This is a genomic window from Parazoarcus communis (assembly GCF_003111665.1).
Lineage (GTDB): Bacteria > Pseudomonadota > Gammaproteobacteria > Burkholderiales > Rhodocyclaceae > Parazoarcus > Parazoarcus communis_B.
The window spans coordinates 3,955,651-3,981,228 of record NZ_CP022188.1; the positions used below are offsets into that span (position 1 = coordinate 3,955,651).

Here is a 25,578-nt window from a genome sequence, read left to right on the forward strand (position 1 = left end):
TCCCCACCAACGAGCGGCCAGATGAGCCCACGGAGAGGACTGGCGGGCGGGCCTCTGCAAATGTCAGCCCGAGCGCAGCGCCGGTTGGCGCCGTGCTCGGGCTGACATGCTCTAGCTCACGATGCGCAGGGCGACAAGCGTAATACTTGGGAAAAACACCAACAGCAGAATGCGTGCGATGTCGGAGGCGAGGAAAGGCAGCACGCCACGAAAGATCGTCGCCATCGGAATGTCCTTTGCCACCCCACTGATGATGTAGACGTTCATCCCCACAGGCGGCGTGATCAATCCGATCTCCATCACTACCAGCGCCACCATGCCGAACCAGATCGCCTTTTCTTCCACACCAAGGCCGAAGTAATCCATGCCCAGCACGATGGGCAGGAAGATCGGCACCGTGAGCAGGATCATCGACAGGCTGTCCATCACGCAACCGAGCAGCAGATAGATGATGATGACGGCGAACAGCACCGTGAACGGACCGAAGCCCATCTCCTGCACCCAGGCCGCTGCTTCGGCCGGCATCTGACTCACCGCCATGAAGGAGTTGAGCATGTCGGCGCCGAGCAGGATCAGGAACATCATACCGGTACCCGTGGCGGTGCCGAAGACGCATTCGATGAAGCCCTTGCCCTTCAGGCCGCCAGAGCGCCACGCCGCGATGCCGGTGGCGAGCACGCCCACTGAGGCCGCTTCGGTCGGGGTGAAGAGCCCGCTGTAGATGCCACCGATCACCACCAGGAAGATCAGCAGCACCGGCCAGGTGTCGATCACCGTGGTGAGGCGCTCGGCCCAAGTGTGCCTGGGCGAACCCGGGCCGCCCGCGTCGGGGTCCATGCGGGTGACGATCCCGATCACCAGCATGTAGCCGAGGGCAGCAAGAATTCCGGGCACGAAGGCGGCGAGAAAGAGCTTGGCGATGTTCTGCTCGGACAGGATCGCGTAGATCACCAGCGGCACCGAAGGCGGAATCAGGATGCCCAGCGTGCCGCCTGCGGCCAGCGAACCCGCGGCGAGACCCGGCTTGTACTGGTGACGCTTCAGTTCTGGCAGCACCACATGCGACATCGTCGCCGCAGTCGCCAGCGAGGAACCGCAGATCGCACCGAAGCCTGCGCACGAAGCCACCCCTGCCATCGCCATGCCACCGCGCCAATGGCCGATGAAGGCGTTGCCGGCCTTGAACAGTGCGCGAGACAGCCCGCCGTGGGTGGCGAACTGGCCCATCATCAGGAACAGCGGCACCACCGACAGGTCATACAGCGAGAACCGGCCGTAGGGCGCGTTTTTCAGATAGGCGAGGAGCGGGTCCAAGCCGGACACCCACACGTAGCCGGCTGCGCCTGTGATGAACATGGCAACGCCGATCTGCACGCGCAGTACGAGCATGCCCATCATCACAACGCCCATGGTCAGGCCAATCGTGGTGCCGCTCATGATTGCCTCTTATTGTTCAGGTCACTCCATGCGCTACGAAGCGCGGCAATGCCCAGCAGCGCGAAGGACGGCACCACCGGGATGTAGCCCCACCACACCGACAGCGAGATCACCATCGAGGTTTCGCCGTATTCACGCATCTCCATCATGCCGTCCAGCACCCGCCACGCAAGGAAGAAGGAACACACCGACAGCAACAGCGCCGACAGCGCATCCAGCACGCGCTTGAGCCCCGAGGGCGCCCAGAGGGTGAAGAAATCGACGAAGACGTGGCCTTTGCGCACCTGACAGTACGGCAGGCACATCGAGATGCCCATCGCCGACATCATTTGCACGAGTTCGTAATCGCCCGGGATGGGCAGGTTGAACAATGCACGTCCAACGACGCTGACGACGCACATGATCGATTCAGCCGCGAAAATCAGGCCACCGATCATGGCAAAGACAACGCACGCCGTCTCGATTGCACCTCCCGACCGGCAGTCCTGCGCATCCAGCGGGTGCTCGATGGAATCCCCGATCCGTACTTCGGAATGCGCCATGGTCAGCCTCTGCCAGTGGGGTTAGGAACGACGACCTTTTGCTCGATCGCCCCGAACACGCTTCGCCCTGCCGGGTCGAGGACTTCGATACGGACCTGATCACCCGCCTTCAGGTATCCGGTCTTTGGCACACCGTGCTCCAGTGTTTCGTACGTACGCAGTTCGACGATGCAGCAGTAGCCGACCCCGCCATTGGCGATCGACGATCCCCATAGCCCACCCTGCTTGTTCGACACCGTGCCGGTACCGATGATCGTCCCAGCCTCAAGCTCCCGCGTCTTGGAAACGTGTGCGGCGAGCATGCCAAAATCGAAGGTCGCGTCGACGCCCGCGTTCGGCATGCCGAAAAGCTCGCCATTGAGTGCAACCCGCAGGGGCAGATGCATCCTGGTGTCGTGCCACGCCGCACCGAGTTCGTCGGGCGTCACTGCAACCGGGCTGAATGCCGACGCGGGCTTGCTCTGGACGAAGCCGAACCCTTTGGCGAGTTCGGCCGGGATCAGCGCGCGCAGGGACACGTCGTTGACCAGCATCAGCAGTCTGATCGCATCAGCCGCCTCTGCCGGAGTAGCACCCATTCGCACATCGCCAATGACCGCGGTGATTTCGGCCTCGAAGTCGATCCCCCAGTCCTCGGCACCAACGATGTCGTCGCATGGCCCGATGAAGCTGTCCGACCCGCCCTGGTAAACAATGGGGTCGGTGTACATGGATGGCGGAAGATCGGCACCGCGCGCCTTGCGCACCAGTTCGACGTGGTTCATGTAGGCAGAACCATCGAGCCATTGGTAGGCACGCGGCAACGGCGCATGGCACGCCGCGGCGGAAAATGGCCTCGCACCGTCGACCTCACCCGCGTTCAGGCGCGCATAGATGGCACGCAGACGCGGCGCGAGTTCGTCCCAATCGTCGAGCGCAGCCTGCATGGTCCGGGCGATGTCCGGCACCGGACAGCAGCGCGAGAGGTCGCGGCTGACGACAACGAGCGTGCCATCACGCCCGCCCTGCTTGAGTGTTGCGAGTTTCATTGAAGTCTCCTGGTTATGAATTTGTATGTCGCGCGTCTGCGCTCACCATGTCCGCAAGCAAGACGCGCACATCGTCGAGGTCCTGAAGACACGTCACCTTCCCGACCAGGCCGTCCACCTGGGCAGGAGAAAGCGGTAACGCGGCGTAGCCCATGCAGTCGAGGAAACGGGCGAGGTGCACTTCTTCGGCCAACGCATTGCCGGGGAAGCCGGGCGCAATCTCGAGCGAGGATTCGAAGCGGCGACCATCGAGGGTGTCCACCTGCAGATCCACTGCGCTGTGGTGACGGCCAGCCATGGACTCGTCCGCAATCACGTCAATGCGCGCAGCAAGCGCGCGAACCGTCGGATCGCACACACTGGCGGTCGTGAAATGTCCCAACTGTGGATAGCCGTGGACAATGACATTGGCCACACAGTAACGCACGCTGAACTGCGCATTCACGCGTGGGTTATCACCGATCTCGAACGGATGGCCTACCAGTTTGTAGGCATAGGGCGGCAAGCTTATCTGTATCTGCCGGACGTCAGCCGATACGCAGTTCAATTCGGTTTTTGCCTGCAAGGCCAGTTCGGTCACGCCTTGCGTAAGGCCACAGCTCGGGTACTTCTTGAAAACCGTATTCATCACCGCGTAGCGCTCGCCCAGCGCGGCCACAAACGACTCAGCGCGCAACTGTCCCTTCGCGAAAAGGTGGGCATAGCCATACACACCCGAAAGGAAGTGCCGAGGGCCGGTCATGCCGTTACGGGCCAGCTGGGCACAGACCACGCCGGACTCGGCGACCCAGCCCTGGATCAGGCGCACCGCAAGCGAGCCGTCGATATTGCTCTGGAAGCTGCCGGCCGCCCGGTTGAAGGCCAGCGCCAATGCATGCAGCGTCTGTTGCGGACTGAGCCTGAGCAATCGGGCGACGGCGGCCGTCGCGCCAAAGACCGCCGCGACACCCGTCGGATCAGCACCGTCGTAGGCGGCTTCGGTCAGGTTCAAGCGGGCCGCGGTCTCTGCGCCCACGACCAGCGCCGCAAGAAAGTCCCGCCCCGAACACCCGCCAACAAGCTCTGCGGCAGCGAACGCGGCCGGGATCAGTGACGAACCGATGTGCAGGCCCGGCGCCATCGCATCGCAGTAGTCGAGCGCACGACTCATGACGCCATTGACCAACGCCGCACCGCTGGCAGTCACCCGATCACCGTATACGAATAGCGTTGCCGGTCCCGTACCGTGCTCGGTTTGCACAAAGGCGCGCACTGTGCCGCAGCCCTCCTCTGTCGCGCCCGCCACAGCGGTACCGAGAACGGTCAGCAGCATGCGTCGCACAACGGTCAACACCTCCGCCGGAATCTCGTCATAGCCGAGTCCATGAATGAAGTGCGCCAATGCCAGTTCAGGCTCCACGAAACAAACCTCCCATACCGCGTCCCGTCCGCGTCATAACGGAACGGGACTGGCAACAAGTCTTAACGGAACATGTCCTTGTAGCTTCCGTCATGCATCCAGGCTGCGTGTTTGGGGGCCTTCTTGGTTTGCGCCCACTCTTCCAACATTGGCCATTTGACCCTGTCCAGCGCTTCCAGCATGCCGGGACGCAGGGTATCTGCAGCCAACTCCATACGATGCCCGTTGGGGTCGAAGAAGTAGATCGACTGGAACAATGCATGATCGGTGGGGCCGACCACCTCGATGCCAGCAGCTTCAAGGCTGGCCTTGGCTGCAAGAAGCGCGTCCATGGACTCGACTTCCAGCGCCAGGTGCTGGGTCCACGTCGGCGTGTTGCGGTCACGATCCATCGGCGGGCGGGTCGGCAGCTCAAAGAAGGCGAGCACGTTGCCATTGCCGGCGTCGAGGAAAATATGCATGTAGGGGTCAGCCTCGCCCGTGGACGGAACGGCATCCTCGGCGATGGACAGCACGAGTTTCATGCCCAGGTGTTTCTCGTACCAGCGCGCCGTCTCCAGCGCGTCCTTGCAGCGGTAGGCGACGTGGTGAATCTTATTGACCAGCATTGAGTGATCTCCGTGTTTTCGATGGCGAGCGGCCATGCAGCCGCTCGCCGGGTGTGGATTCAGACGCCTTCGCGGGCAAATTGCATCGCCTCGCGGAGGACCGAAATGTCACCGACATGATTGGCGAGCAGCAGGATCAGGCGCGCATTGACCATCGCGCTCTGCTCGTCGCTGAGATCGCGGTGGGTATCGATCAGCATTTCGTAGAAGTCATCGCCCGGGCTGAAGGCACGGAAATAGCGCTTACCGGGTTCGGCGAGGTTCGGCTGGGTGTTCAAGGTCATGGTATGGTCTCCTTCAGGCATTGCAGGTAGCGCGGGCAACTGCGGCACTCACGAGAGCAGCATCAAGGCCACGCCAGCGGGCTGCAACGTGCTGGTCGGGACGGGCAAGATAGGCGCTGCCCGGCGTAAGGTCGTAGCGCTCGCGAATACGCCCCCTGCTGTCGATCACGGTCGTCAAGCCAGCGGGCGCGGTGCCACGTTCGGCGACGACGATCGCCTGCACGGGGATTGCGCCGTCGGCCAGCCCGGTCAGTTGCTGCACGGTGGCACCGTCGAGCGCAGCGGCGTCCTTGGTGAAGTAGAGCAACTGGAAGCGGTTGCCCAGCACGCCGAGCAGCCAGGACGTGCCATCGGCAGTCTCGACCGGGGCATCATCCATCGGTGCGCCGGGCACCATCTCGCCGGAGAAACGATCAACGTCGGGCGTGTTGAGGCGGGACTCGGTGAGGAAACTCGGCACCGACAAGCGTCCGGAGTTGACCAGCGTACGGGCAAAGGCGTGCTTGCGTGCAAGATCAAGCACCGCGTTGCGGAAGACCTTGCTGACCGTGCTCTTGGGGGTGATGAAGTCGGTTGAGCGGGTCGAGTTCATGATGTTCTCGTCCGCCCCGAACGTGCGCTCTTCAGAATAGGTATCGAGCAGCGTGGCCGGTGCCTTGCCGTCCATCACCAACTTGAGCTTCCATGCGAGGTTGTCGGTGTCCTGAATACCGGAATTCGCCCCACGACCGCCAAACGGCGAAACCTGGTGTGCGGCGTCACCGACAAACAGCACTCGCCCGTGTGTGAAGCTATTCATGCGGCGGCACTGAAAGGTGTAGACGCTGACCCATTCCAGCTCGAATTCGCGATCGTCACCCAACATTGCTTTGATGCGGGGGATAACGTTTTCAGGCTTCTTCTCTTCCTCCGGGTCGGCCTGCCAGCCGAGCTGGAAGTCGATGCGCCAGACATTGTCGGCCTGGCGATGTAGCAGCACCGACTGATTACGATGGAACGGCGGATCGAACCAGAACCAACGCTCGGTGGGAAAGTCTGCTTTCATCACCACGTCGGCGATGAGGAAGCGGTCCATGAAGATCTTGCCTTCGATGTCGAGCCCGAGCATCGTGCGGATTGGGCTTTTCGCACCGTCGGCAGCGACCAGCCAGTCGGCACTGAGCGAGTACGCGCCTTCCGGCGTCTCGACCCGGAGTGCCACCGAATCCGCCTTCTGGGTAACCCCGACCACGTTGCTGCAGAAGCGGATCTCGATGTTGGGCAGTTCACGGGCACGCCGCAGCAGGTACTCTTCCAGATAGTACTGCTGCAGGTTGATCATGCCCGGCCGGCGGTGATCCGGCTGCGGGCTGAGGTTGAAGTTGAACACCTCCTCCTCGCGGAAGAAGGTCCGTCCGACGTTCCACGACACGCCCTTTTCCATCATCGGCTCACAGCAGCCGAGACGATCGAAGATCTCGAGAACGCGTTTGGCATAGGCGACGCCGCGCGAACCGATCGATACGGTATCGTCGTTGTCCAGCAACAGCACGGGTTTGCCCTGGATCGCCAGATCAATGGCGGCGGCCAGTCCCACCGGGCCGGCACCGACCACCACCAGGGGATAACGACCGTCCCCTTTACCGTCCAGCTCAGGCGGACGGACGAATTCGAAGTTCGGATATTGATATGTATTAAGCATGATTTCTCCTTATACTCCTTCGCGCTCGAATGACCGCGAAGGATGCACGAGCGGATTCCGCTCAGCGACGGTTCTCTTGCAGCAGGGCGCGCGCACTGTCGTACATTTCCTGCGCCGGGAGCCCCTTTGCAGTCATCTCCTCGATCCACTCGCGGGAGACCTGTTCGCCGATCTTCTTGAACGCATCCAATTCGGACCCCGCGAGCATGTTCAGGACGTTGCCCCGATCGACCGCCATCTGCCGTGCGGGCGGTCCGGCTTCGTCCCACGCCCGTCCAATCGCCGCCGAGAACTCCACACCGGAGTTGTCGTCGATCACTTTCTTGAGGTCAGACGGCAGGCTCTCGTAGCGCTTCTTGTTCATGACCATCGCAAAGACGGCGGTATAGAGCGCCGGCTGGCTGGCATCCGTTTCGGTGTGATACCGCGTCAGTTCGTGCAACTTCACCGAAGGCACTGATTCCCACGTCAGGATGTAGCCGTCGATGACACCCTTGGAGAGCGCTTCGGGCAGAGACGGCATCGGCATCGCGACCGGTGTAGCCCCCAGGGCGGTGAACATCTTCGTCGTGACGCGGGTCGGCGTGCGGATCTTCAACCCACTGAGATCATCAACCTTCGTGATCTGACGCTTGTTGGTATGGATGTAGCCCGGATCCTGGACGTGCAATGCCAGCGGATGAACGGCGGCAAAGTCCTTGCGCCCGTACTTTTCGTAGTACGCCCACAATGCACGACTCGTGCTTTCCGCATCGCGGGCCATGAAGGGCAATTCGAAGACTTCGACCGAAGGAAACCGTCCCGCGGTATACCCCGGCACCGTCCAGACAATGTCGGCAACACCGTCTGCAGCCTGTTGGTAGAGCTGCGGCGGTGTCCCGCCGAGCTGCATGGACGGGTAGATCTGGCATTCCATTCTGCCGGACGAAGCCGCCTTGATCTTCTCGCACCATGGTTCAAGAACCTTGCGCTGCGAGATCGCTGCCGTCGGCCAGAAATGCGCCACCTTGAGCACGACCTCGGCCGCCTGCGCCAACGGTGTGGCGAGCATGGCGGACGCGAACAGCGCGGATACCATCTTTCCTGTCATTGAAGTCTCCTCGATTGTTTTCGGCATGTATGCCGTGTGGAACCCGGCCTATCCTGGCCGGGCATACGCTCCGTTGGGGAAACGGGCGCCCTACTGCGCGTTGATCAGTGCGCGCAGCTCGGTTTTAAGCACTTTCCCGTAATTGTTCTTGGGCATCTCATCGAGAAAGTGGTATTCCTTCGGACGCTTGAATCGGGCGATGTGCGCCAAGCAAAGCGCATCGAGTTCCGCCGCGTCAGCACGCGCACCCGGCCGACACACCACACAGGCGATGACTTCCTCACCCCACTCCGGATGGGGCCGGCCGATCACGGACACTTCCGACACCGCCTGATGCATCAGCAGCACTTCCTCGACCTCGCGCGGATAAATGTTCGAGCCACCGGAAATGATCACGTCCTTGGAGCGGTCCTTGAGGGTCAGATAGCCGTCCTCATCCATTACACCGAGGTCGCCCGTCCAGAGCCACCCGTCGCGCAGGGCACTCGCGGTGGCGTCGACATTGCCCCAATAGCCCGCCATCACCGAGTCGCCCCGGACCAGAACCTCGCCAGTCGTTCCCAGCGGCGCGGCATTGCCGCTGTCGTCTGCCACCATGACCTCGACCAGGGCCTGTGCGCAGCCAACGGAGGCGATGCGCTGCGCCCAGCGAGGATGGGTACGCTCCGCGAGTTGTTCCCGCGACAGCGCAGTGATGGTCATGGGCGACTCACCCTGACCGTAGATCTGGACAAAGCGATCGCCCATGACGTCGAGCGCACGGCGGATGTCCTCCACGTACATCGGGCCGCCGCCGTAGACGATGGTCTTGAACCCCGACGGGGCAACGCCGACGGCCTCGATCCGGTCGACCAGCCTTTTCACCATGGTCGGCGCCGCGAACAGGGTCAGTCCGCCAATCCGCTGCGACAGCGTGATCAGTTCGTCGGCATCAAAACCGCCCGACTCCGGGATCAGATGACGGGCAGCCTTGATAACCTGCATGAAGTTGTACAGGCCGGCACCATGCGACATCGGTGCCGCGTAAACCATCACGTCGTCGGACGTCACCGCATCCACATCCATGAAATAGCAGGCCGCCATCGTCACCAGGTTTCGATGGGTCTGCATCACGCCCTTGGGCCGCCCGGTCGTGCCCGAGGTATAGAAGAGCCATGCCAGCGCATTGGCGTCGCACGACTGGAGTGCCAGCGGCGCGCTCTCGAACAACGCGTTATAGGCGTCCGAACCCGGCACATGAAGTGTGGGTCCGTCACCGGGCAGGAGACCGGTGAGTTCCTCGGCGAAGTCCTCGCTGACGAATAGCGCGGCAGCACCCGAGTCCTCAACTACGTAAGCCGCTTCGCGCGCATGCAGCTTGGCGTTGATGGGCACAACCGCCAGCCCGGCCCACCATGCGCCATACAGCACTTCGAGGTATTCCGGGCAGTTGTGCATGAAGAGCGCGACCCGGTCGCCCAACTTCAGGCCGGCCTGCCCACGCAAATACCCGGCAATACGCGCGGCGCGATCGGCCAGTTCGCGATAGTCGAACAGCACGCGCTCGCCAAGAAGTACGGCCGCGCGCTCCGGATGGACGCGAGCGCTACGCGCCAGAAGTTGAGCGACATTCATTGCGCGCGCTCCAGGATGCTCACGTAGCTCGTGACCGCCGAGCCACCCATGTTGAACACGCCGGCAAGGCGGGCATCGGGCACCTGCATGTCGCCAGCTTCATTACACAGTTGCATCGCCGACAGCACATGCATCGAGACACCCGTCGCGCCAATCGGGTGCCCCTTGGACTTGAGCCCGCCGGAAGGATTGACCGGGAGCCGGCCACCCGCGAACACCGTACCGTCCTTGATCACCTGGGCGCCCTTACCCGGCTCGGCGAGCCCCATGGCCTCATAGGCCAACAGTTCCGCGATCGTGAAGCAGTCGTGCACCTCTGCGAACGACAGGTCGTGCACACCGACACCCGCCTGTTGCAGTGCGCGTTGCCACGCACGGCGTGGCCCCTCGAATGCCACCGGATCGCGACGCGACATCGGCAGGTAGTCACTGATCTGGGCGCGAGCGCGAAAGCGCACCGCACGCTTGAAACCTGCAACCACGGACTCATCGGCAATGACCAGCGCCGCAGCACCGTCGGACACCAGCGAGCAGTCAGTCTTGCGCAGCGGAGCCGCGATCAGTGGGTTGCGCTCGGAGATCGTGTTGCAGAACTCGAAACCGAGATCCTTGCGCATCTGGGCCCACGGATTGCGCACACCGTTTGCATGCCCCTTGGCAGCGATGTGCGCCAGTGTGGTGGTGCAGTCCCCATAACGTTCGCAGTACGCCTGAGCGATCAGCGCGAAGATGCCAGGAAAGCTCAAACCGCGCGCGGCCTCCTCACTCACGTACGATGCATTGCCCAGTACGCGGGTAATCTCGGCACCCGACACGGCGGTCATCTTCTCCGCACCGACGACGAGCGCAATTTTCGCGCGACCGGCCTCGACGGCGTCGATCGCGGAATACACCGCCGCCGCACCCGAGGCACAGGCATTCTCGACGCGCGTCGCCGGTTTCCAGCGCAGTCCGTCGTCTGCCTGCAGCACCATCGAGGAACAAAAAACATCGGGCACGAAGCCGCCGTTGAGGTTACCCAACCAGATTGCATCCACATCTTCGGCGGGCAACTCGGCGTCGGCAAGCGCATCTCGCGCTACGGTGGTAATCAGACTTTCGAGATCAAACTGGCCCAGACGACCAAATGGCGAATGGGACCAGCCGACGATATGAGTGGCCATGGTAAGTGTCTCCTTGCGTCGCGTGTTTTGTTGGAAGCGACTTCGGAGACGACTTTATCGACCATGCTTGCCCTACGCCATTCGTAGGCCTACCCTATCGTAGTTATACGTAACCCATTCTTGATGATGACCGGACCGCACGACGTGCAACTCACTCACGATGACCTCCAACTTGCGTTTGATCTCGCGCCGGTCGGCTTATGCGTTTCACGCAACCGTGTGATCCAGCGCTGCAACGAGGCTTTTGCAGCGATGTTCGGTTATCAGCCGAGCGAACTTGCTGGCCGCCCGCTCGCATCGCTCTACCCGTCGGAACAAGAGGGCAAACGTATTGGGGAGCAGGCCTATCCCGTGCTGCGTGCGGAAGGTTGCTACAGTGATGAGCGCATCATGCGGCAACGCGACGGCGCGCTGTTCTGGTGCCACGTCTCGGGCCAAAGCCTCAACAAGGACAATCCGTACAACTGCGCTGTCTGGATGTTCGAGGATATTTCCAGACGGCGCCCCGTCACCGCTGAACTGACTGCACGCGAACGGGAGATTGCGAAGTTTCTCTCGGTCGGAGAAACCAGCAAGGAAATCGCGCGCCACCTCGCAATCAGTCCGAGGACGGTCGAAGCACATCGTGCCCGACTCATGCGAAAGCTGCAGGTACGCACCCACACCGAGATGATCGCCCGTCTGGTCGGGCTCTGCTGACTTCTGGTCACTGACAATAATGCTCTTCGCTTTCTGGTTCCTCTAGCAGGAGGATGCAAAAACTGGCGATACCTCGCCAGCACTGAGGTTCAGGTCGAATCTCATCGTGACATCGTTTTCCGAACAACACAATGCAAACGCGGACCACCGGACTGCTTCTAAGCCTCGCAGGCGTCACCCTGATCTCGCCCGATGTACTCGTCATGCGCTGGGTGAACCTCGATCACGCCAGCGTGCTGATGTGGCGCGGCCTGTTCATGACGCTGGGCTTCAGCGCCGTGGTGCTGTACCGCTATCGTCTCGCCGCGCTGCGCGCCGTCAAACGGGCCGGCCGTCTCGGTGTCGCGAGCGGATTCTGTTTTGCCCTGAACACCACTTGCTACACAGAGGCGATTCAGCGCACCAGTGCGACCGCAACGGTGATGATCATCGCCACTGCGCCGGTGTTTGCCGCGCTGATAAGCTGGCTGGTACTCGACGAGCGGATCGACCGCAAGACGGCCATCTCGATGTTCGTCACCCTGATCGGCATCGCCATCATCGCGACGGACGGCGGCGGTCAGAACGATATGCTGGGCAATCTGTTTGCAGTGTGCACCGCCATCTTCCTTGCCATCAACTTCACGCTTGCCCGTCTCAAGAGCAACATCGACCTGACCCCCGGCCTGATGTTCGGTGGAATGATTGCGGCGACCTTCGGCCTGATGCTCGGCGGAGCCCCGCAGGCAGACACGGAATGGACCCAGCTCGCTGCCATCGCGCTGACCGGTGCGATCCTGATGCCCATCGGATTCACCTTGCTGCAAATCGCACCACGCTATACGAGTGCGACCGAGGTGAGCCTTTTCCTGCTGTTCGAAGCGGTTCTTGGCCCGGTCTGGGTATGGCTGGTCCTGAACGAGGCCCCAACCCGCACAACCCTGGTCGGCAGCGTGATCATCATTTCCGCACTGCTCTACTACGGCGCACCCGCTAGCTGGGGCACCCGGTTGCGCCTGCGCCTGGGCACGTCGTCGCGCTGACATCGTGGTCGCCTGCGCAGCCGTCAGTCGCGCGCTTGCGCAGACCGACGGTACGTTGACGGGCGGATGGCGCAACACAAGCGCTGACGCTGCTGGCAGCGTATCAACAGCGACCGTTTACTGCTCCATCAGAGACGCGACAGCAACTCCGATTTCTTGCTCGCGAACTCATCTTCGCTGATGAACCCCTTGGCCTTGAGGTCACCCAGTTTTTCGATCGCCGCGAGGACATCCTCGCTGGACGCGCCACGTGCCTGACCGGCCGACTGCGACGTTTGCGGTGCATTTTGCGGCGCTTGATACGGCGATTGCGGCGACGGCATTCCCTGCGGTGCAGCGGGTGGGGAATACGGCCGACCGTTGCGGGAAATCAAGGGCAGCGAGGCCAGGTTCACCGTGCCGTACTGGCTGCCAAAGACAATGTCACTGCCCGAGCCCTGCTGCTGGGAGAATCCGCCGATGCTGTGATCCAGGGTGTCGTAGACCCAGACTTCGCCGCCGGTCTTCACCGCGAGGCGTCGCGCACCGCCAAAATAGGCGTAGCGCACGTTGTTCTGCGATCCGGTGGCATTGGGCGCGCCGAGATCCTGCAGCCACCAGTTGTCCTCGGGATCGGGTACGAACAGGCTTGAACGTCCTGCCGGACTGCCGTTGGCCTGGTGCTGGAAACTGCCGCCCCCCCTGGCTCTGCGACTGAAAGCTGCCCGACCGCAGCAAACCGGGCTGGTTGACCAGAATGTTCGAAATTTCCGAACACAGACTGTCGACCCGGCCCTTGAGGTAGTTATTGAACATGTCGCCGAGCATGAGCATGCCCCCGCGCATCCACTGCCCCGAGCCCCCGAACTCGCCATGGCTGAACTAAGCCTGGCCTCCGTTTCCGTTGAGCACGGCAAACAGCATGTGCGTGACCGCATCCGTGCTGAATCCATGACGTGCGGCCAGATCGCTGACGATCATCTGGCCTCGTGAAGTAAGTTGTTGCATTGTTGAATTCCAGCTGAGAATGGTCGAACGCCAGGTCGACTTGCAGAGGAGCGGCAGATCGGTGCTGCGGTTATGCCGCGAAACCTGAACACACCGCTTCGGAAATGTCCCGCATCTGGCAGGAAAGCCTTTGAGCTAAAGGCGAAGGAGGCCCCGGTGCTAACACTGCCAAGCGACAAATGTGCGACCGACTGTCTAGCCGCCGCGGACGAAATGCCTTACCTCCGCAGACCAGATATTGTGGCTGCGAGGGACGAGCGGCGGGTGGAACGGAAAACCGGCCACGGTTATTCCAACCGTAGCGCCTGAAATCTATTTGCTTCCAGCCGTCAGATCAGAAAGAAAACTCCGCACCAGCGGCGGTGGCGCGAGTCGCCGGCGGATAGCAGTGAAGCGTGACACCAGCACCATGCTCTTTGGCAGTATCTGTACCAGCTCCCCCCTTCCCACCCATTGGGCCGCGTAGTGGATTGGGAGAAAGCCGATGCATCCCGCCGACAGGATCAGGATGGCCTGCGCCTCGATGTTGTCTACGGTGAACGCCGCTATGTTGACGTCCAGCAGGTCCAGGTCGCGGCGCCTCAGATAGCCCCGGGCAACCACCTGTTCGCCGCGCACCCGCTCCATCATGCCACCGTCCACGCCGCCGATGTCCGCCTTCAGTACAGCGTGGTCAGCTGCACAGAACAGGCCATGCGGCTCGTCGTAGAGCGGTAGCGCAGCCAGACCCGGTACCTGGAAGGGGAAGTGACCGACGGCCAGGTGCAGGCGCCCGTCCAGCACCCGTTGCTCCAGCTCACTGGGCGTACCGATATACACATGCACCCCCACGTCCTTTCCCCGTGCAAGAAAGCGCTGAATTGCGCCCCTCAGCGGTGATTTCGTGTCGGTGACCGTGTTGTCGATCAGCCCCAGGTTCAAGGTACCGGAGAAGGTTTTCTTCAACTGATCGGCCTCAAGCCGAAACCCGTCGACCGCGCTCAGCAATCGTTGCGACGCCTCATGAATCGCCCGTCCCTCTTCGGTCAGGCGGAATCCCCCACGACCGCGTTCGCACAACCGGGCGCCCAGCCTTACCTCGAGCTGGGCAAGCTGCATGCTGATGGTCGACTGGCCGACATTCAGTTCGGCCTGAGCAGCCGACAGGCCACCGCACCGCACTACAACATCAAAAACCCGCAACAGACGCAGATCCACATCGTGCAGCTGCTTCATCCCTCACCTCTCTCACATGCAGCCCTGCCCATGCCCACTCACCAAGCTGGTGCAATGCACCAGGATAAATCATCGACGATCACCGATGTGATCTTGCAAAACTTAGCATTTTATCGATACATGATGGCCTCTAAATTGGTCCCCAAGGCAAGCGAACACCCGCTGCAAGAATGGAAACTCCGAAGGAACGCCAACATGTCCGATAACAGCTACGACCAAGGTCGACTCAACCTGCCCTTCGTGGGCCACTGCACCTTCGCCAAGTCACGCCCCTGCACCGACTGGGATCACATTGATGCCGACGTTGCAGTACTGGGTGCGCCGAACGACATGGGCACGCAATGGCGCCCGGGTGCGCGCTTCGGCCCCCGGAGCATCCGCGAAGCGTCGACGCTGTTCTCGTTCGGGCACGCCGGTGCCTACGACCACGAGGACGACACGATGTATCTCACCGAAGACCAGGTACGGATGGTTGACGTGGGTGACGCCGACATCGTCCATACGGATCAGGCCAAGAGCAACGCCAACATCGAGTATGCGGTGCGCAAGCTCCTGGAAAAGGGCGCCATGCCCGTCGTGCTCGGCGGCGACCACTCCATCCACGCACCAGTGATCAAGGCTTTCGAGGGACGCGGTCCGATCCACATCCTGCACGTAGACGCCCACCTCGACTTCGTCGATGAACGGCACGGTGTGCGCTACGGCCATGGCAACCCGCTGCGTCGCGCATCCGAGCAGAATCATGTCAGCGGCATGACCCAGATTGGCATCCGCAATGTTTCCTCGTCCAACCGCAGTGATTATCAGGCGGCCCGGGACGCGGGCTCGACCATTCTATCGGTGCGCCAAGTACGCCAGCTCGGTACTGCCGGTGTGCTGGCACAGATTCCCGAGGGGGTGTCCTACTACCTGACCATCGATATCGACGGCTTCGACCCGTCCATCGCACCGGGTACCGGCACACCGAGCCACGGAGGCTTTCTCTACTACGAGGTGCTGGAAATCATCCAGGCCCTGGCCCGTCGCAGTGGTGGGCAGATCGTCGGCATGGACCTCGTCGAAGTGGCGCCGGCCTACGACCCCACGGGCACCACCTCCATCCTTGCAGCCCAACTCTTGCTCAACAGCATCGGCTTCATCTTTCACGCCCGGAAGCAGGCCGCGGCCTGACACGATGCGAACCGCGCTTCTCTTTCCCGCTTTTTCTCTCTGAACGCATCCGAGGAGTCACCATGAAAAACCCACGTCGCAACTTTGTCCGCCTTTCGCTTGCTGCCTGTGTTCTGATGGGCAGCGGATTTATGTCAATGCACGCCCATGCTGCCGGACTGCTCGATGCAGTGAAAGGCAAGAAAGAGATCGTCGTCGGCACAGAAGCGCAGTTCGCACCCTTCGAATATGTGCAGGATGGCAAGATCGTTGGTTATGGTCCTGACCTCATGAAAATCATCATGACGGATCTGCCTGACGTAAAGGTCAAGCAACTCGACCTTCCATTTCAGGGCATCCTGCCCGGCCTGGCCACCAAGCGCTTTGATTTCGTCATCACTTCGGTGACGATGACCAAGGAACGCGCTGACAAGTTCGCCTTCACGCTGCCCATTGCCGACGCCACGGTGTCTCTGGTCAAGCGCAAGGCCGATACCAGTCTCAACAAGGCAGAGGACATCAGCGGCAAGGTCGTCGGCTCCCAGACCGGTTCGGCCCAGCTCAAGGCACTGCAGGCGTACGACGCAAAAATCAAGGCAGCAGGCCAGCCTGGCGCGAAGGAGATCCGGGAATACACCGGCTTCGACGAGGCCTACGCCGACCTCGCCGCCGGTCGCCTCGACGCCGTGGCCCAAAGCCTGTCCAATCTCTCCACACTGGTCAAGACACGCGGCGATCTCTACACCGTGATGCCGCAACCCATCGGCCCCAAGACCTACTTCGGCTGGGTCGGCCGCAAGGATGCAGACAGCGCGTCGCTGGTGAAATTCTTCAACGAAGGTATCGCAAAGGCGGCACGGTCGGGCCAGCTCAACGAACTGCAGATGAAGTGGTTCGGCTTCACGATGGACACGCCGGTGGATGCCGTTCCTGCGCCTTTGATGTGATGACCTCCCCCGACCCGAAGACTTGAAGAGCGCAGCGTGATGCCCGACACCCCCACACTGATCGAACGCCTGGCCGGCTACGTGCCACAACTCGTAACAGGCGCTACCACCACGCTCGGGGTGTCGGTGCTGGCCATTGCGCTGGGCTTCGCACTGGGCGCGGCGCTGCTGGGCATTTCGCTGCGTCCGGCCCTGCTCGGGCTGAATCAGCGCGCAGTGGCGCTCTATGTCAGCTTCTTTCGCGGCACGCCCTTGCTGGTGCAATTGCTAATGCTCTTCTACCTGCCTTCGGCACTTGGGATTGACCTGCCACCGATACTGGCAGCACTGCTTGCGCTGGGATTGAACTCCGCAGCCTTTCAGTGCGAAATCCTGCGTGCTGGTCTGGCCGCCATCCCGCATGGCCAGATCGAGGCAGCAAAGGTCTTCGGCCTCACCCCGCGTCAGACGTTCCGGCAGATCGAGTTGCCGCAGATCGCCGTCGCCGTCTGGCCTGCACTGGTTTCCGAGGCCATCGATGTGCTCAAGGGCTCGGCCATCATTTCGGTAATTGCCGTTACCGATCTCGCCCGCGTCGGCCGCCAGCTCGTTGCCGGCAACTACCGTCCGTTGGAGGTCTACCTGGTCATGGCGCTCACCTATCTCTTGTTGGCCCTGCTGATTGTTGGCATCGGATGGGCGGTCCGGCAGCATCTCAACGGCCGTCGCTTCAAACTGGTTACCAACAGCATTCAGGCTTCACCCGCAGGCGGCCAGTCGTCATGATCGACTTTCAACTGATCGCTGACATCCTGCCCGCTTTCGGTGAAGCGGCCCTGCGTACATTGATCCTCGTGCTGGTTGCTGGCAGCGGAGGGCTTGTGCTCGGCTTCGGACTGAACATGCTGCGCATCTTCGGCGGCCCCAAGGTCCGCGCCATTGTGCTCACCTATACGAGTGCGCTGCGCTTCACGCCCTTTCTGGCTCAACTGTTCGTTGTCTACTACGGATTGCCAAGCCTTGGTCTCACGCTTTCGCCTTTCCAGGCCGCTGGCATCACCCTGGCGGCATACAGCTCGGCCTACTTTGCCGAAATTTTTCGTGGCTGCTGGAACACCATTCCGAAAGGGCAGATTGAGGCCGCAGCCGTGATGGGAATCAGCCGCTTCAAGACATTTCGTTCCATTGAGATGCCTCAGGCACTGGCCATGAGCGTGCCCTTGCTGGCCAACCAGATCATCCTCGTTCTGAAAGAATCCGCGCTGGCCTCGATCATTACCTACCCGGAACTGACCATGACGACGGGTCGCATCGTTGCCGAGCAGTTCGCCTACATTGAGCCCTACCTTTTGCTGGCCGCCAGCTACTGGATCATGACCCTGTTCATTGGCGCTGCAGGCCGCCGCCTTTCCACTGTTTTCCCCGCTAGCACCAGGAGCCCCCGATGAACACTCCGCTACCCATGATCGCCATGCGACAGGTCGGCAAGTCCTTTGGCGCCCACCGCGTCCTGCGCGGGATCAACCTGGAGGTGCACCGGGGTGAAGTACTGGTTCTGATCGGTCCGTCCGGTTCCGGCAAGACGACGGCCCTCCGGTGCATGAACTTTCTTGAAGAACACGACGAAGGTGAAGTCCTGATCCGGGGCACTCAACTGGGCATACGCCAGTTACCCGACGGCCGGAGACTGCGTGACAGCGAACGCGAAATCGCTGCGGCACGCGCCCCGCTGGCCATGGTCTTCCAGCAATTCAACCTGTGGCCGCACATGACCGCGCTGGGTAATGTGATGGCGCCGCTCGTTCTGGCACGGGGCCTGAGCGAAGCGCGCGCGCGTCAGCAGGCCATGGCCGCACTCGACAGGGTCGGCATGTCCGCCAAGGCCGATCTGCGTCCGAGTGCCCTGAGTGGCGGGCAACAGCAACGCGTCGGTATCGCGCGGGCGCTGGCTGGTCAGCCCGAGGTGATGCTGCTCGACGAGCCCACCTCCGCTCTGGACCCCGAGCTGGTGGATGAGGTGCTTGAGGTCATCCAGTCGCTATCGCGCGAAGGCATGACCATGGTGATGGTCACGCACGAAATGAGTTTTGCCGCACAGGTTGCCAGCCGCATCGCATTCATGGAAAAGGGTGAACTGGTGGCAGTCGGCACCGCCGACGAAATCATCCGCCGCCCCACACACCCACGGATCCAGACCTTCCTGGCCCCCTGGGTCAAACGCAGCCTGCCCATCGAGCGCCACGTTACAACTGACATGGCCTGAAAGAACGCACCCGGCGCCTGCCAGCGATTTGCGAAAACAGCATCGGCTTCATCGTCCATGCCCGGAGGCATGGCCGCCGGCTGACCCGATACGCGTCCTTCCTTGCGGTGTGCGCGCTTGAGCCCCCCTCCACTCATGCTGCGCGTGTGGGGGCGGAGCTGCACGGCACAGTGGCTGACCCAGCGCATCCGATGCGCGGCTGACACAGGCCCTCGACGAGTACTCCAAGGTGAGTAGTCGGAAGCGACAGGGATCTCTCACCATTTCCGTCGAGCGATGTCAGCTTGAGCGCGTTTGCGCACCCACCGCATTCTCCATGCGGGCGTATGCTTAGCAGGTGAGGCAGCCTGCGCCAGCCTCTGTCCTTGTGGCGCTGCGGGTCTGCGTACTCACGAACATAATTGCTTGTCCATCTGGGAGATTCACGATGAACCGGCTCTGGGCGCTACTCTCCGCAAGCCTGCTCATGCTCGCACTGGGGGGCTGCCAGACCACGGGCAACGTATCCACCGGATATGACCCCGGCGCCAGCAAGAACAGCGGACTGGTGCTGTTCAGCGTTTCGCACGACAAGAACACGGAACACTTTCTGCCGCGTGGGGCGGATCTGCAGTTCTCGGTGACATTCACCAGCGTGGATGGCACGGTCAAGATTCCGCCTGCGCTTTCGAACGATACCCTCGCACTGTTCCCGACCACCGTTTTCGAGGCGGTCTGGGGGAACGTCTATGTGCGCGAGTTTCCGGCAGGTCGCTATGAATTGTCGGGCTGGAGTCTCAGGCGGGACATTGGCACCAACGCCCGCCACATCAATCCGCAACTGCCACCGCCGCCGATTCCGTTTGAGGTGAAGCCCGGATCCATCACCTACATCGGTAACGTGCACGCAGCACTGGTTGCGGTTCCAAGCCTGCGCGGCTTCGACATCAACGCCGGCGTCGAACCGCAGATCAGGAACGAGGCCGAGCGGGACATGAAGGCGATTCTGAAGGACTACCCGCAACTCGCGGGCAAGGTCCTTGTCGCGCCGCTCCCGAGCGGGCCGTGGAAGCCCACGGCGCCGGCCAGACCCACCGAGGCTGGCACCCGGATCATGCAGACCTGCATGAAGTACGAAGAACCGCTTGCCGTCGAGCGCATTGGTCAGGGTGAGATACGGACCCGCGACGATGCCACGGCTCACGCCCGAAAGGTGTGCGAGGCGCTTGTTCAACTCTGTGCGAATGCCCCGGGCGGCGATCGCTGCCGGAGTGCGCTAACGCCCTTCGGCCTTGCCACCGAAGCGGGGTCGGGTCCATCTGCCGCTGCGCTTCTGAATGCCGCGACAAAGGGCGCGACGGCCACCGTAAGGAGCCTGCTGGCGGACGGTGTTGATCCGGATGTCCGCAACGCGGTGGGCTGGACGCCTTTGATGCTTGCTGCGGCTGAAAGGCACGCCGATACGGTGGCCGTATTGCTGGATGCCGGTGCTGATCCGGATGCGCAGAACACGCTGGGCCGAACTGCGCTGATGTTCGCCTCGATCTACGGCCAGGACGCCATCGTGAAAATGCTGCTCGACCGCAATGCAAAGCTGAACATCGTGCCCAATGACAACAGCGGCTGGACTGCGCTGATGGCGGCTGCAGCACGCGGTCACCTCAGTACGGTGAGCTTGCTGCTGGAGCGTGGCGCAGACCCCGGCTTCAAGTCGAAGGATGGACAAAGCGCCCTCGATCTGGCCAGACAGTACCGGCATTCGAAAGTGGTCCAGAAGCTCCTGGATCACCCCGCTCGGAAGGACTGAGTTCCCTCTCTCACCTGCCCTTCATAAAACCTTGCGGTGAATGGCGCAAGCTGCAATGCTTGCGCCTCGCTGGACGAAAACAAGACAAGCCAGTGACCACAATGTGGTTTTCAAATCACCCAATTGGAGAGATCAGATGTTCAGTCACGTATTCGTTGGTGCAAACGACCTTCCAGCATCGAAGGCATTTTACGATGCCGTGCTGGGGACGCTTGGCCACGGACCCGGTGTCATTGATCCGAAGGGTCGTTGTTTTTACGTTAACAAGGGCGGCGTCTTCGCGCTGTCGACCCCGATCAACGGCGAGCCCGCCTGCCATGGCAATGGCAGCACCCTTGGCTTTGCAGCCGACAACCCGGCACAGGTCGACGCGTGGCACGCAGCGGGCGTCGCCAATGGGGGGTCGAGCTGTGAGGATCCTCCGGGCGTGCGCGAAGGCGCGTCAGGCAAGCTGTATCTTGCCTACTTGCGCGACCCGTCCGGCAACAAGATCTGCGCCCTGCACCGGATGCCCTGATTCTTCGTTGAGCTGCCGTACGCTGAGCGCACGGCATTTTTCCAGGAAGACGATGGCTTTCGAGCCATCAAGTCTCGCCAGCGATCCACGTCCCCATAGAACGACACATAGATGATCACGGTAATTGTCGAATTCAAACTCCCGGCGCCCCTCACCGAGGCCGAGGCCAAAGAGATTTTTCTGAGCACTGCACCGAAGTACCGCGTCATGCAGGGCCTGATCCGGAAGTACTACTTCCTCTCCGAAGACGGATCGACGGGGGGAGGCATCTACCTGTGGAACACCCGTGAAGATGCAGACCGGGTGTACACGGAGGAGTGGAAGGCATTCATCCGCGGGAAGTACAGCAGCGAACCCAGCCTGACCTATCTCGCGTGCCCTGTTGTCGTCGACAACCTCTCCAACGAGATCATCTCGAATAGCTGAGGTCGCAGGGCTCTCGCGCGCCCTGCCGGCACGCGCCGGGGCCAGCGCTCAGTCGAGCCCGGTCCGTTGCAGGCGGGCCTGCAGGTCGGCGATCTCGTCAAGCAGATCAAGCACAATGCCGACCCCCGGCGCATTCACTTCCATGTCATGGGCGAGCCAGCGGGCCTTGCGGGCACGCCGCAGTGACGCGCCGGTAAAGCGCCAGTCCTCGGGTGCTTCACCACTCGGCTCAAGGATACCTTCGTTCACCCAGGCGACCACCGACGCCTGGGGCGCATTGCAAGCCTGACACAGCTCCGCCAGTGTCAGCTCAAGCTCTTCCTCGACGATGCGTATCGAGGTGATCTGGATATGTGTTGTGCTCATGTTCGATCATCCTTTCGTGGCCGCACGGGGATCAAAGTCGAATGCCTCGGCAAGGGCCCGGTAGGCTGCCTTCTGGGCCTCGCTGTCGGCAGGCGGCGCCACAATCGACACGACAAAGTAGAAATCGCCCGCAGGATTGCCGGGGATGCCCTTCCCCTTCATGCGCAGCTGCCGGCCCGCCGCCGTGCGCGCGGGAATCGTGAGCTGAACCGGGCCTTCGGGCGTGGGCAGACTCAGCGAGCAGCCAAGCGCGGCCTCCCACGGTTTTAGCGGCAGGCCTGCGAACACGTCGCGTCCATCCACGCGGTAGCGCGGATCGGGATTGAAGCCGACTTCCAGAAACAGGTCACCGGCCGGCCCCGCCCCCATGCCCGGCTCGCCCTGGCCGGCCAGGCGCAGATGCTGGCCTGCACGGATGCCTTTCGGAATGGTGATGTCGAGCTGACGTTCCTGCAGCACGACACGGCCTTGTGCGTCGACTGCGGGCATGCGCAGGGCGATGCTCCGCTTGGCGCCGCGATAGGCGTCTTCGAGATCGATCAACACCTTGGCGTGATGATCCTGCCCGCGGGCATGCCCCCGCCCACCCTGTGCTGCGCGCGCGTGGCGGCCAAACAGGGCCTCGAAAAAGTCGCTCGCATCGCCGTGCATGTCGGCACCGTCGCCGCGGAATTCGAACCCGGCATCCCAGTCCGGCGGCGGCTGGAAGTCCTCACCGCCTTTCCACTGCTTGCCGACCTGATCGTATGCGGCACGCTTTTCCGGGTCCTTGAGCACGGCATAGGCTTCGCCGATCTCCTTGAACCGGGTCTCTGCATCCGCATCCTTGTTCACGTCGGGATGATATTTGCGCGCCAGCTTGCGGTAAGTGCGCTTGACCTCGTCCTGAGTAGCGGTGCGCGGAATGCCGAAGACTTCGTAGTAGTCCTTGAATTTCATGTTCTTAGCCACTCCATGTTCCAGCGCATGGCATCAGCCGCACATGAACCGGATAAATCCCGACCCCATACATCCGCCTCGCGGACGATCGACTAACGCCTCAGGATGAACTGAGCATAACAAGACCGCGTGGGCTCGAAGGCTGACAGTCCCGATCAACCATAGACCTGCAAAACTGAAATGTCGATTTCCGGACACATGAACACAGAACTGAAGAGAACAACAACGAGTGCCAAGTGAGACAACAACCCACCAATCCTGTACTCAGCGCGTCATCGGGAGCGCCGCCCCCATCACTGCGAACATGCCTCCGCAGACGCGGTTGAACTTGCGCCCGGTGCGTTCGAGGATCGGGCGAATGCGATGGGCAAGCCGTGCGAGCAGATACTCGACCGCGCATTCCACGACGGCAAAGGTCGCCGCCATGATGACGAACTGCAGCAGCAGATCGGCATGGGGGTCGATGAACTGGGGCAGGAAGGCCCCGTAGAACAGCAGCACCTTGGGGTTGGAGATCGCCGCCAACAGGCCCTGGCGGAACAGCGTCGTCCGCCGCGTATCGACCATGCGCGCGTCCGGGTGCAGTTGCAGTGGTGGTGCGCGCCACAGCTGGAAGCCGAGCCAGATCAGATAGGCGCCACCGACCCACTTCAGCGCAATCAGTGCATGTGCAGACGTCTGCAGCAATGCGCCGATTCCCAGCATCGACAGTGCGATCAGACTGACGAAGCCGAGCGCGCCGCCGTATACGGTGAACAGGGTCTTGCGATGACCGTGCAGGGCGCCATGGGTGAGCGCGAGCAGACTGTTCGGGCCCGGCGTGAGCGACAAGCCGGTGACCGCTACCAGATAGATCAACCATGTGTGTAAGTGCACCAGCCGCTCCTGCCCCTGCACGGGCGAGAAAAAATGAACGTGAACGCGAGAAATCCATAAGCCAAGCGCCACAGGCCTTGGCGCTCACCAGTCAGCGACAATGTACCACCCGGCCCAGTTCGACCGGCTGCACCGGTGACAATTGTGACGACATTGGTACACGGAATCTATTTTCTCTACACAATCGGTCGCTACATTGTGCGTATCCGCAGGCACGTGCTTGCAGACTCACAGGAGCAGTCTGATGAACAAGGTAAAACCGTCCTTTTCGCGCGCGGGCTTTGTCGCCGCTGTCGCGTGCTTTTCCGGCCTTCTGCTTGCGCAATCGGCCATCGCGCAACAAGGGGGACCGCGCAAACCGCCGCAGGAGGCACTGGACGCGTGCAAGTCACTGAGCAACGGCGCCGACTGCAGCTTCAACGCGCCGTCCGGCACGGTCAGCGGGACCTGCGCCGCGCCCGAGGGCAAGCCACTCGCCTGCCGCCCCGCGGATGCACCCGACGAGGGCTCGCGGCCGCAGAAACAGCGGTAAGCGCGGGAGTTTCAAGCGCGGCCCGTCCGTCGCCAACGGAGGGGAAGCAGAGAGGCTTTCGAGCCCGGAATGGTCATGGGAAGCACCGGAACAAGGGTTCAATGGGGCTTCCACGGCCACCCTTGTTTCGCCCTCCAGCGCAGTCGTCGTAAGATCACATCAACAGGGCCGCCATAGCGTGGCCCGCATCCCGGGACAGTATTACCCGGTGCTGGCGCAAGGGCATGAGCGCACTGCTCCCCGAGACGCGCCGAAGCCCTGTGTTGTGAGGCGACACCAATTGGATGAAATCACAAGAATCATCGTTTACACGGTTTGTGCAGGGGCCTGCATTCCCCTGGGCGGCGTGCTGGCGAAGTACGAGCGCCTGCGGCCGTCGTGGCTGGAGAACGAGTTCCGGCACTCCGTGATTGCCTTCGGCGGCGGCATTCTGGCGGCAGCGGTCGCCCTGGTGTTGATTCCCGAAGGCACCGAATACCTCGACCACTCGCTATCGAGCACCTTTTTCTTTCTGTTCGGCGGCATTGTGTTCTTTGCACTGGAGCGATTCCTCGGGCTGCAACGCCGCGAGAAACCGCAGTTCACCGCGATGCTGCTGGACTATATTCCGGAATCCCTGGCGCTGGGCGGCGCGTTGGCCGCAGGATCGCGGGCGGCTCCGCTGCTGGCCCTGTTCATCGGCCTGCAGAACATTCCGGAGGGCTTCAATGCCTACCGTGAGTTGAAGGCCGCAAAACAGCCGGATGCGTCGCGCATCCTCCTTCTGATGCTGATGCTCGTTCCCATCGGGCCGGTGATCGGCATTCTGGGCTGGGTGTATCTGGGGGACAGGCTTGCACTCCTCGGCGCAAGCATGCTGTTCGCGTCCGGCGGAATCCTGTATCTGATCTTTCAGGACATCGCGCCGCAGTCACACATGCGCCGTCACTGGGCGCCACCGCTGGGCGCCGTGCTGGGCTTCAGCGTGGGCATGCTGGGTAACAACTTGGCGGGCATGTACTAGACTGGCCCGGTCCGGCGCAGTCCCTC

The 25,578-nt window shown here is 62.0% G+C and carries 28 protein-coding genes; 12 read left to right on the forward strand and 16 right to left on the reverse strand.

From position 1 onward, the window contains the following. Positions 1-111: 111 nt before the first annotated feature. From CEW87_RS18050 to CEW87_RS18095, 10 genes are all read right to left on the reverse strand, one after another. Positions 112-1,437, reverse strand: a complete 1,326-nt coding sequence (locus CEW87_RS18050; RefSeq protein ID WP_108975202.1) for a TRAP transporter large permease — start codon at positions 1,435-1,437, stop codon at positions 112-114. Beyond that, entirely contained in the window at positions 1,434-1,979 is a 546-nt protein-coding gene (locus CEW87_RS18055) for a TRAP transporter small permease (protein ID WP_108975204.1), read from the reverse strand. Before CEW87_RS18055 ends, CEW87_RS18050 begins: the two co-directional genes overlap by 4 nt. A 2-nt stretch (positions 1,980-1,981) precedes the next feature. Beyond that, a complete protein-coding gene (locus tag CEW87_RS18060) occupies positions 1,982-3,007 on the reverse strand; it encodes a fumarylacetoacetate hydrolase family protein (protein ID WP_108975206.1) in 1,026 nt (341 codons plus the stop codon). Positions 3,008-3,020: 13 nt separating this feature from the next. Next, positions 3,021-4,406: an MmgE/PrpD family protein gene (locus CEW87_RS18065; protein ID WP_108975208.1), complete on the reverse strand. Its 1,386-nt coding sequence runs from the start codon at positions 4,404-4,406 to the stop codon at positions 3,021-3,023. A gap of 62 nt (positions 4,407-4,468) precedes the next feature. Continuing rightward, complete coding sequence (locus CEW87_RS18070) at positions 4,469-5,014, reverse strand: VOC family protein (protein WP_108975210.1); 546 nt, start codon at positions 5,012-5,014, stop codon at positions 4,469-4,471. A gap of 59 nt (positions 5,015-5,073) precedes the next feature. Then, positions 5,074-5,298: a DUF2783 domain-containing protein gene (locus tag CEW87_RS18075; RefSeq protein ID WP_108975212.1), complete on the reverse strand. Its 225-nt coding sequence runs from the start codon at positions 5,296-5,298 to the stop codon at positions 5,074-5,076. A gap of 13 nt (positions 5,299-5,311) precedes the next feature. Beyond that, positions 5,312-6,979 (reverse strand): FAD-dependent oxidoreductase, encoded by a 1,668-nt coding sequence (locus tag CEW87_RS18080; RefSeq protein WP_108975214.1) that lies wholly within the window; start codon positions 6,977-6,979, stop codon positions 5,312-5,314. A 61-nt stretch (positions 6,980-7,040) separates the two neighbouring features. Then, the gene (locus tag CEW87_RS18085; protein WP_108975216.1) at positions 7,041-8,069 is read right to left on the reverse strand and encodes a TRAP transporter substrate-binding protein; all 1,029 of its coding nucleotides are present in this window, start codon (positions 8,067-8,069) and stop codon (positions 7,041-7,043) included. 90 nt (positions 8,070-8,159) lie between these two features. Beyond that, on the reverse strand, positions 8,160-9,683 hold the full coding sequence (locus tag CEW87_RS18090) for a class I adenylate-forming enzyme family protein (protein WP_108975218.1): 1,524 nt from the start codon (positions 9,681-9,683) through the stop codon (positions 8,160-8,162). Beyond that, the gene (locus CEW87_RS18095) at positions 9,680-10,846 is read right to left on the reverse strand and encodes an acetyl-CoA acetyltransferase (RefSeq protein ID WP_108975220.1); all 1,167 of its coding nucleotides are present in this window, start codon (positions 10,844-10,846) and stop codon (positions 9,680-9,682) included. The genes CEW87_RS18090 and CEW87_RS18095 overlap by 4 nt, the downstream gene beginning before the upstream one ends. 144 nt (positions 10,847-10,990) lie before the next feature. Between CEW87_RS18095 and CEW87_RS18100 the strand changes: the two genes are divergently transcribed. Next, on the forward strand, positions 10,991-11,545 hold the full coding sequence (locus CEW87_RS18100) for a PAS and helix-turn-helix domain-containing protein (protein WP_234421577.1): 555 nt from the start codon (positions 10,991-10,993) through the stop codon (positions 11,543-11,545). 131 nt (positions 11,546-11,676) lie between these two features. Beyond that, positions 11,677-12,567 (forward strand): DMT family transporter, encoded by an 891-nt coding sequence (locus CEW87_RS18105; RefSeq protein ID WP_108975224.1) that lies wholly within the window; start codon positions 11,677-11,679, stop codon positions 12,565-12,567. Positions 12,568-12,695: 128 nt separating this feature from the next. Here CEW87_RS18105 and CEW87_RS22605 read toward each other — a convergent pair whose 3' ends face one another. The 3 genes from CEW87_RS22605 to CEW87_RS18115 form a co-directional block, all read right to left on the reverse strand. Continuing rightward, positions 12,696-13,115: an SHOCT domain-containing protein gene (locus CEW87_RS22605; RefSeq protein ID WP_199917048.1), complete on the reverse strand. Its 420-nt coding sequence runs from the start codon at positions 13,113-13,115 to the stop codon at positions 12,696-12,698. 313 nt (positions 13,116-13,428) lie between these two features. Beyond that, positions 13,429-13,554, reverse strand: coding sequence for a hypothetical protein (locus CEW87_RS22900; protein WP_267897172.1), 126 nt, complete (start codon positions 13,552-13,554; stop codon positions 13,429-13,431). A 312-nt stretch (positions 13,555-13,866) separates the two neighbouring features. Then, the gene (locus tag CEW87_RS18115) at positions 13,867-14,769 is read right to left on the reverse strand and encodes a LysR family transcriptional regulator (protein ID WP_108975226.1); all 903 of its coding nucleotides are present in this window, start codon (positions 14,767-14,769) and stop codon (positions 13,867-13,869) included. Positions 14,770-14,964: 195 nt separating this feature from the next. Between CEW87_RS18115 and speB the strand changes: the two genes are divergently transcribed. From speB to CEW87_RS18155, 8 genes are all read left to right on the forward strand, one after another. Then, entirely contained in the window at positions 14,965-15,939 is a 975-nt protein-coding gene (gene speB, locus CEW87_RS18120; RefSeq protein ID WP_108975228.1) for an agmatinase, read from the forward strand. A 62-nt stretch (positions 15,940-16,001) separates the two neighbouring features. Next, positions 16,002-16,865: a transporter substrate-binding domain-containing protein gene (locus CEW87_RS18125; protein ID WP_199917049.1), complete on the forward strand. Its 864-nt coding sequence runs from the start codon at positions 16,002-16,004 to the stop codon at positions 16,863-16,865. Between the two features lie 39 nt (positions 16,866-16,904). After that, entirely contained in the window at positions 16,905-17,630 is a 726-nt protein-coding gene (locus CEW87_RS18130; protein WP_108975230.1) for an amino acid ABC transporter permease, read from the forward strand. Beyond that, the gene (locus CEW87_RS18135) at positions 17,627-18,292 is read left to right on the forward strand and encodes an amino acid ABC transporter permease (protein WP_108975232.1); all 666 of its coding nucleotides are present in this window, start codon (positions 17,627-17,629) and stop codon (positions 18,290-18,292) included. The genes CEW87_RS18130 and CEW87_RS18135 overlap by 4 nt, the downstream gene beginning before the upstream one ends. Then, positions 18,289-19,107 (forward strand): amino acid ABC transporter ATP-binding protein, encoded by an 819-nt coding sequence (locus CEW87_RS18140; protein ID WP_108975234.1) that lies wholly within the window; start codon positions 18,289-18,291, stop codon positions 19,105-19,107. The genes CEW87_RS18135 and CEW87_RS18140 overlap by 4 nt, the downstream gene beginning before the upstream one ends. Before the next feature lie 427 nt (positions 19,108-19,534). After that, complete coding sequence (locus CEW87_RS18145; protein WP_108975236.1) at positions 19,535-20,893, forward strand: ankyrin repeat domain-containing protein; 1,359 nt, start codon at positions 19,535-19,537, stop codon at positions 20,891-20,893. A 136-nt stretch (positions 20,894-21,029) separates the two neighbouring features. Further along, on the forward strand, positions 21,030-21,410 hold the full coding sequence (locus tag CEW87_RS18150) for a VOC family protein (protein WP_108975238.1): 381 nt from the start codon (positions 21,030-21,032) through the stop codon (positions 21,408-21,410). Between the two features lie 111 nt (positions 21,411-21,521). Then, positions 21,522-21,836, forward strand: coding sequence for a YdhR family protein (locus CEW87_RS18155; RefSeq protein WP_108975240.1), 315 nt, complete (start codon positions 21,522-21,524; stop codon positions 21,834-21,836). A 48-nt stretch (positions 21,837-21,884) separates the two neighbouring features. On the opposite strand, the gene CEW87_RS18160 is transcribed toward CEW87_RS18155, so the two are convergent. From CEW87_RS18160 to CEW87_RS18170, 3 genes are all read right to left on the reverse strand, one after another. Further along, positions 21,885-22,202, reverse strand: coding sequence for a chaperone modulator CbpM (locus CEW87_RS18160; protein WP_108975241.1), 318 nt, complete (start codon positions 22,200-22,202; stop codon positions 21,885-21,887). A 6-nt stretch (positions 22,203-22,208) separates the two neighbouring features. Next, positions 22,209-23,141 (reverse strand): DnaJ C-terminal domain-containing protein, encoded by a 933-nt coding sequence (locus CEW87_RS18165; protein ID WP_108975243.1) that lies wholly within the window; start codon positions 23,139-23,141, stop codon positions 22,209-22,211. Between the two features lie 264 nt (positions 23,142-23,405). After that, positions 23,406-24,017, reverse strand: coding sequence for a LysE family translocator (locus CEW87_RS18170; protein ID WP_108975245.1), 612 nt, complete (start codon positions 24,015-24,017; stop codon positions 23,406-23,408). Positions 24,018-24,261: 244 nt separating this feature from the next. On the opposite strand from CEW87_RS18170, the gene CEW87_RS18175 reads away from it, so the two are divergent. After that, a complete protein-coding gene (locus CEW87_RS18175; protein WP_108975247.1) occupies positions 24,262-24,549 on the forward strand; it encodes a hypothetical protein in 288 nt (95 codons plus the stop codon). 178 nt (positions 24,550-24,727) lie between these two features. Next, a complete protein-coding gene (locus CEW87_RS18180) occupies positions 24,728-25,552 on the forward strand; it encodes a ZIP family metal transporter (RefSeq protein ID WP_199917050.1) in 825 nt (274 codons plus the stop codon). Positions 25,553-25,578: the final 26 nt, after the last annotated feature.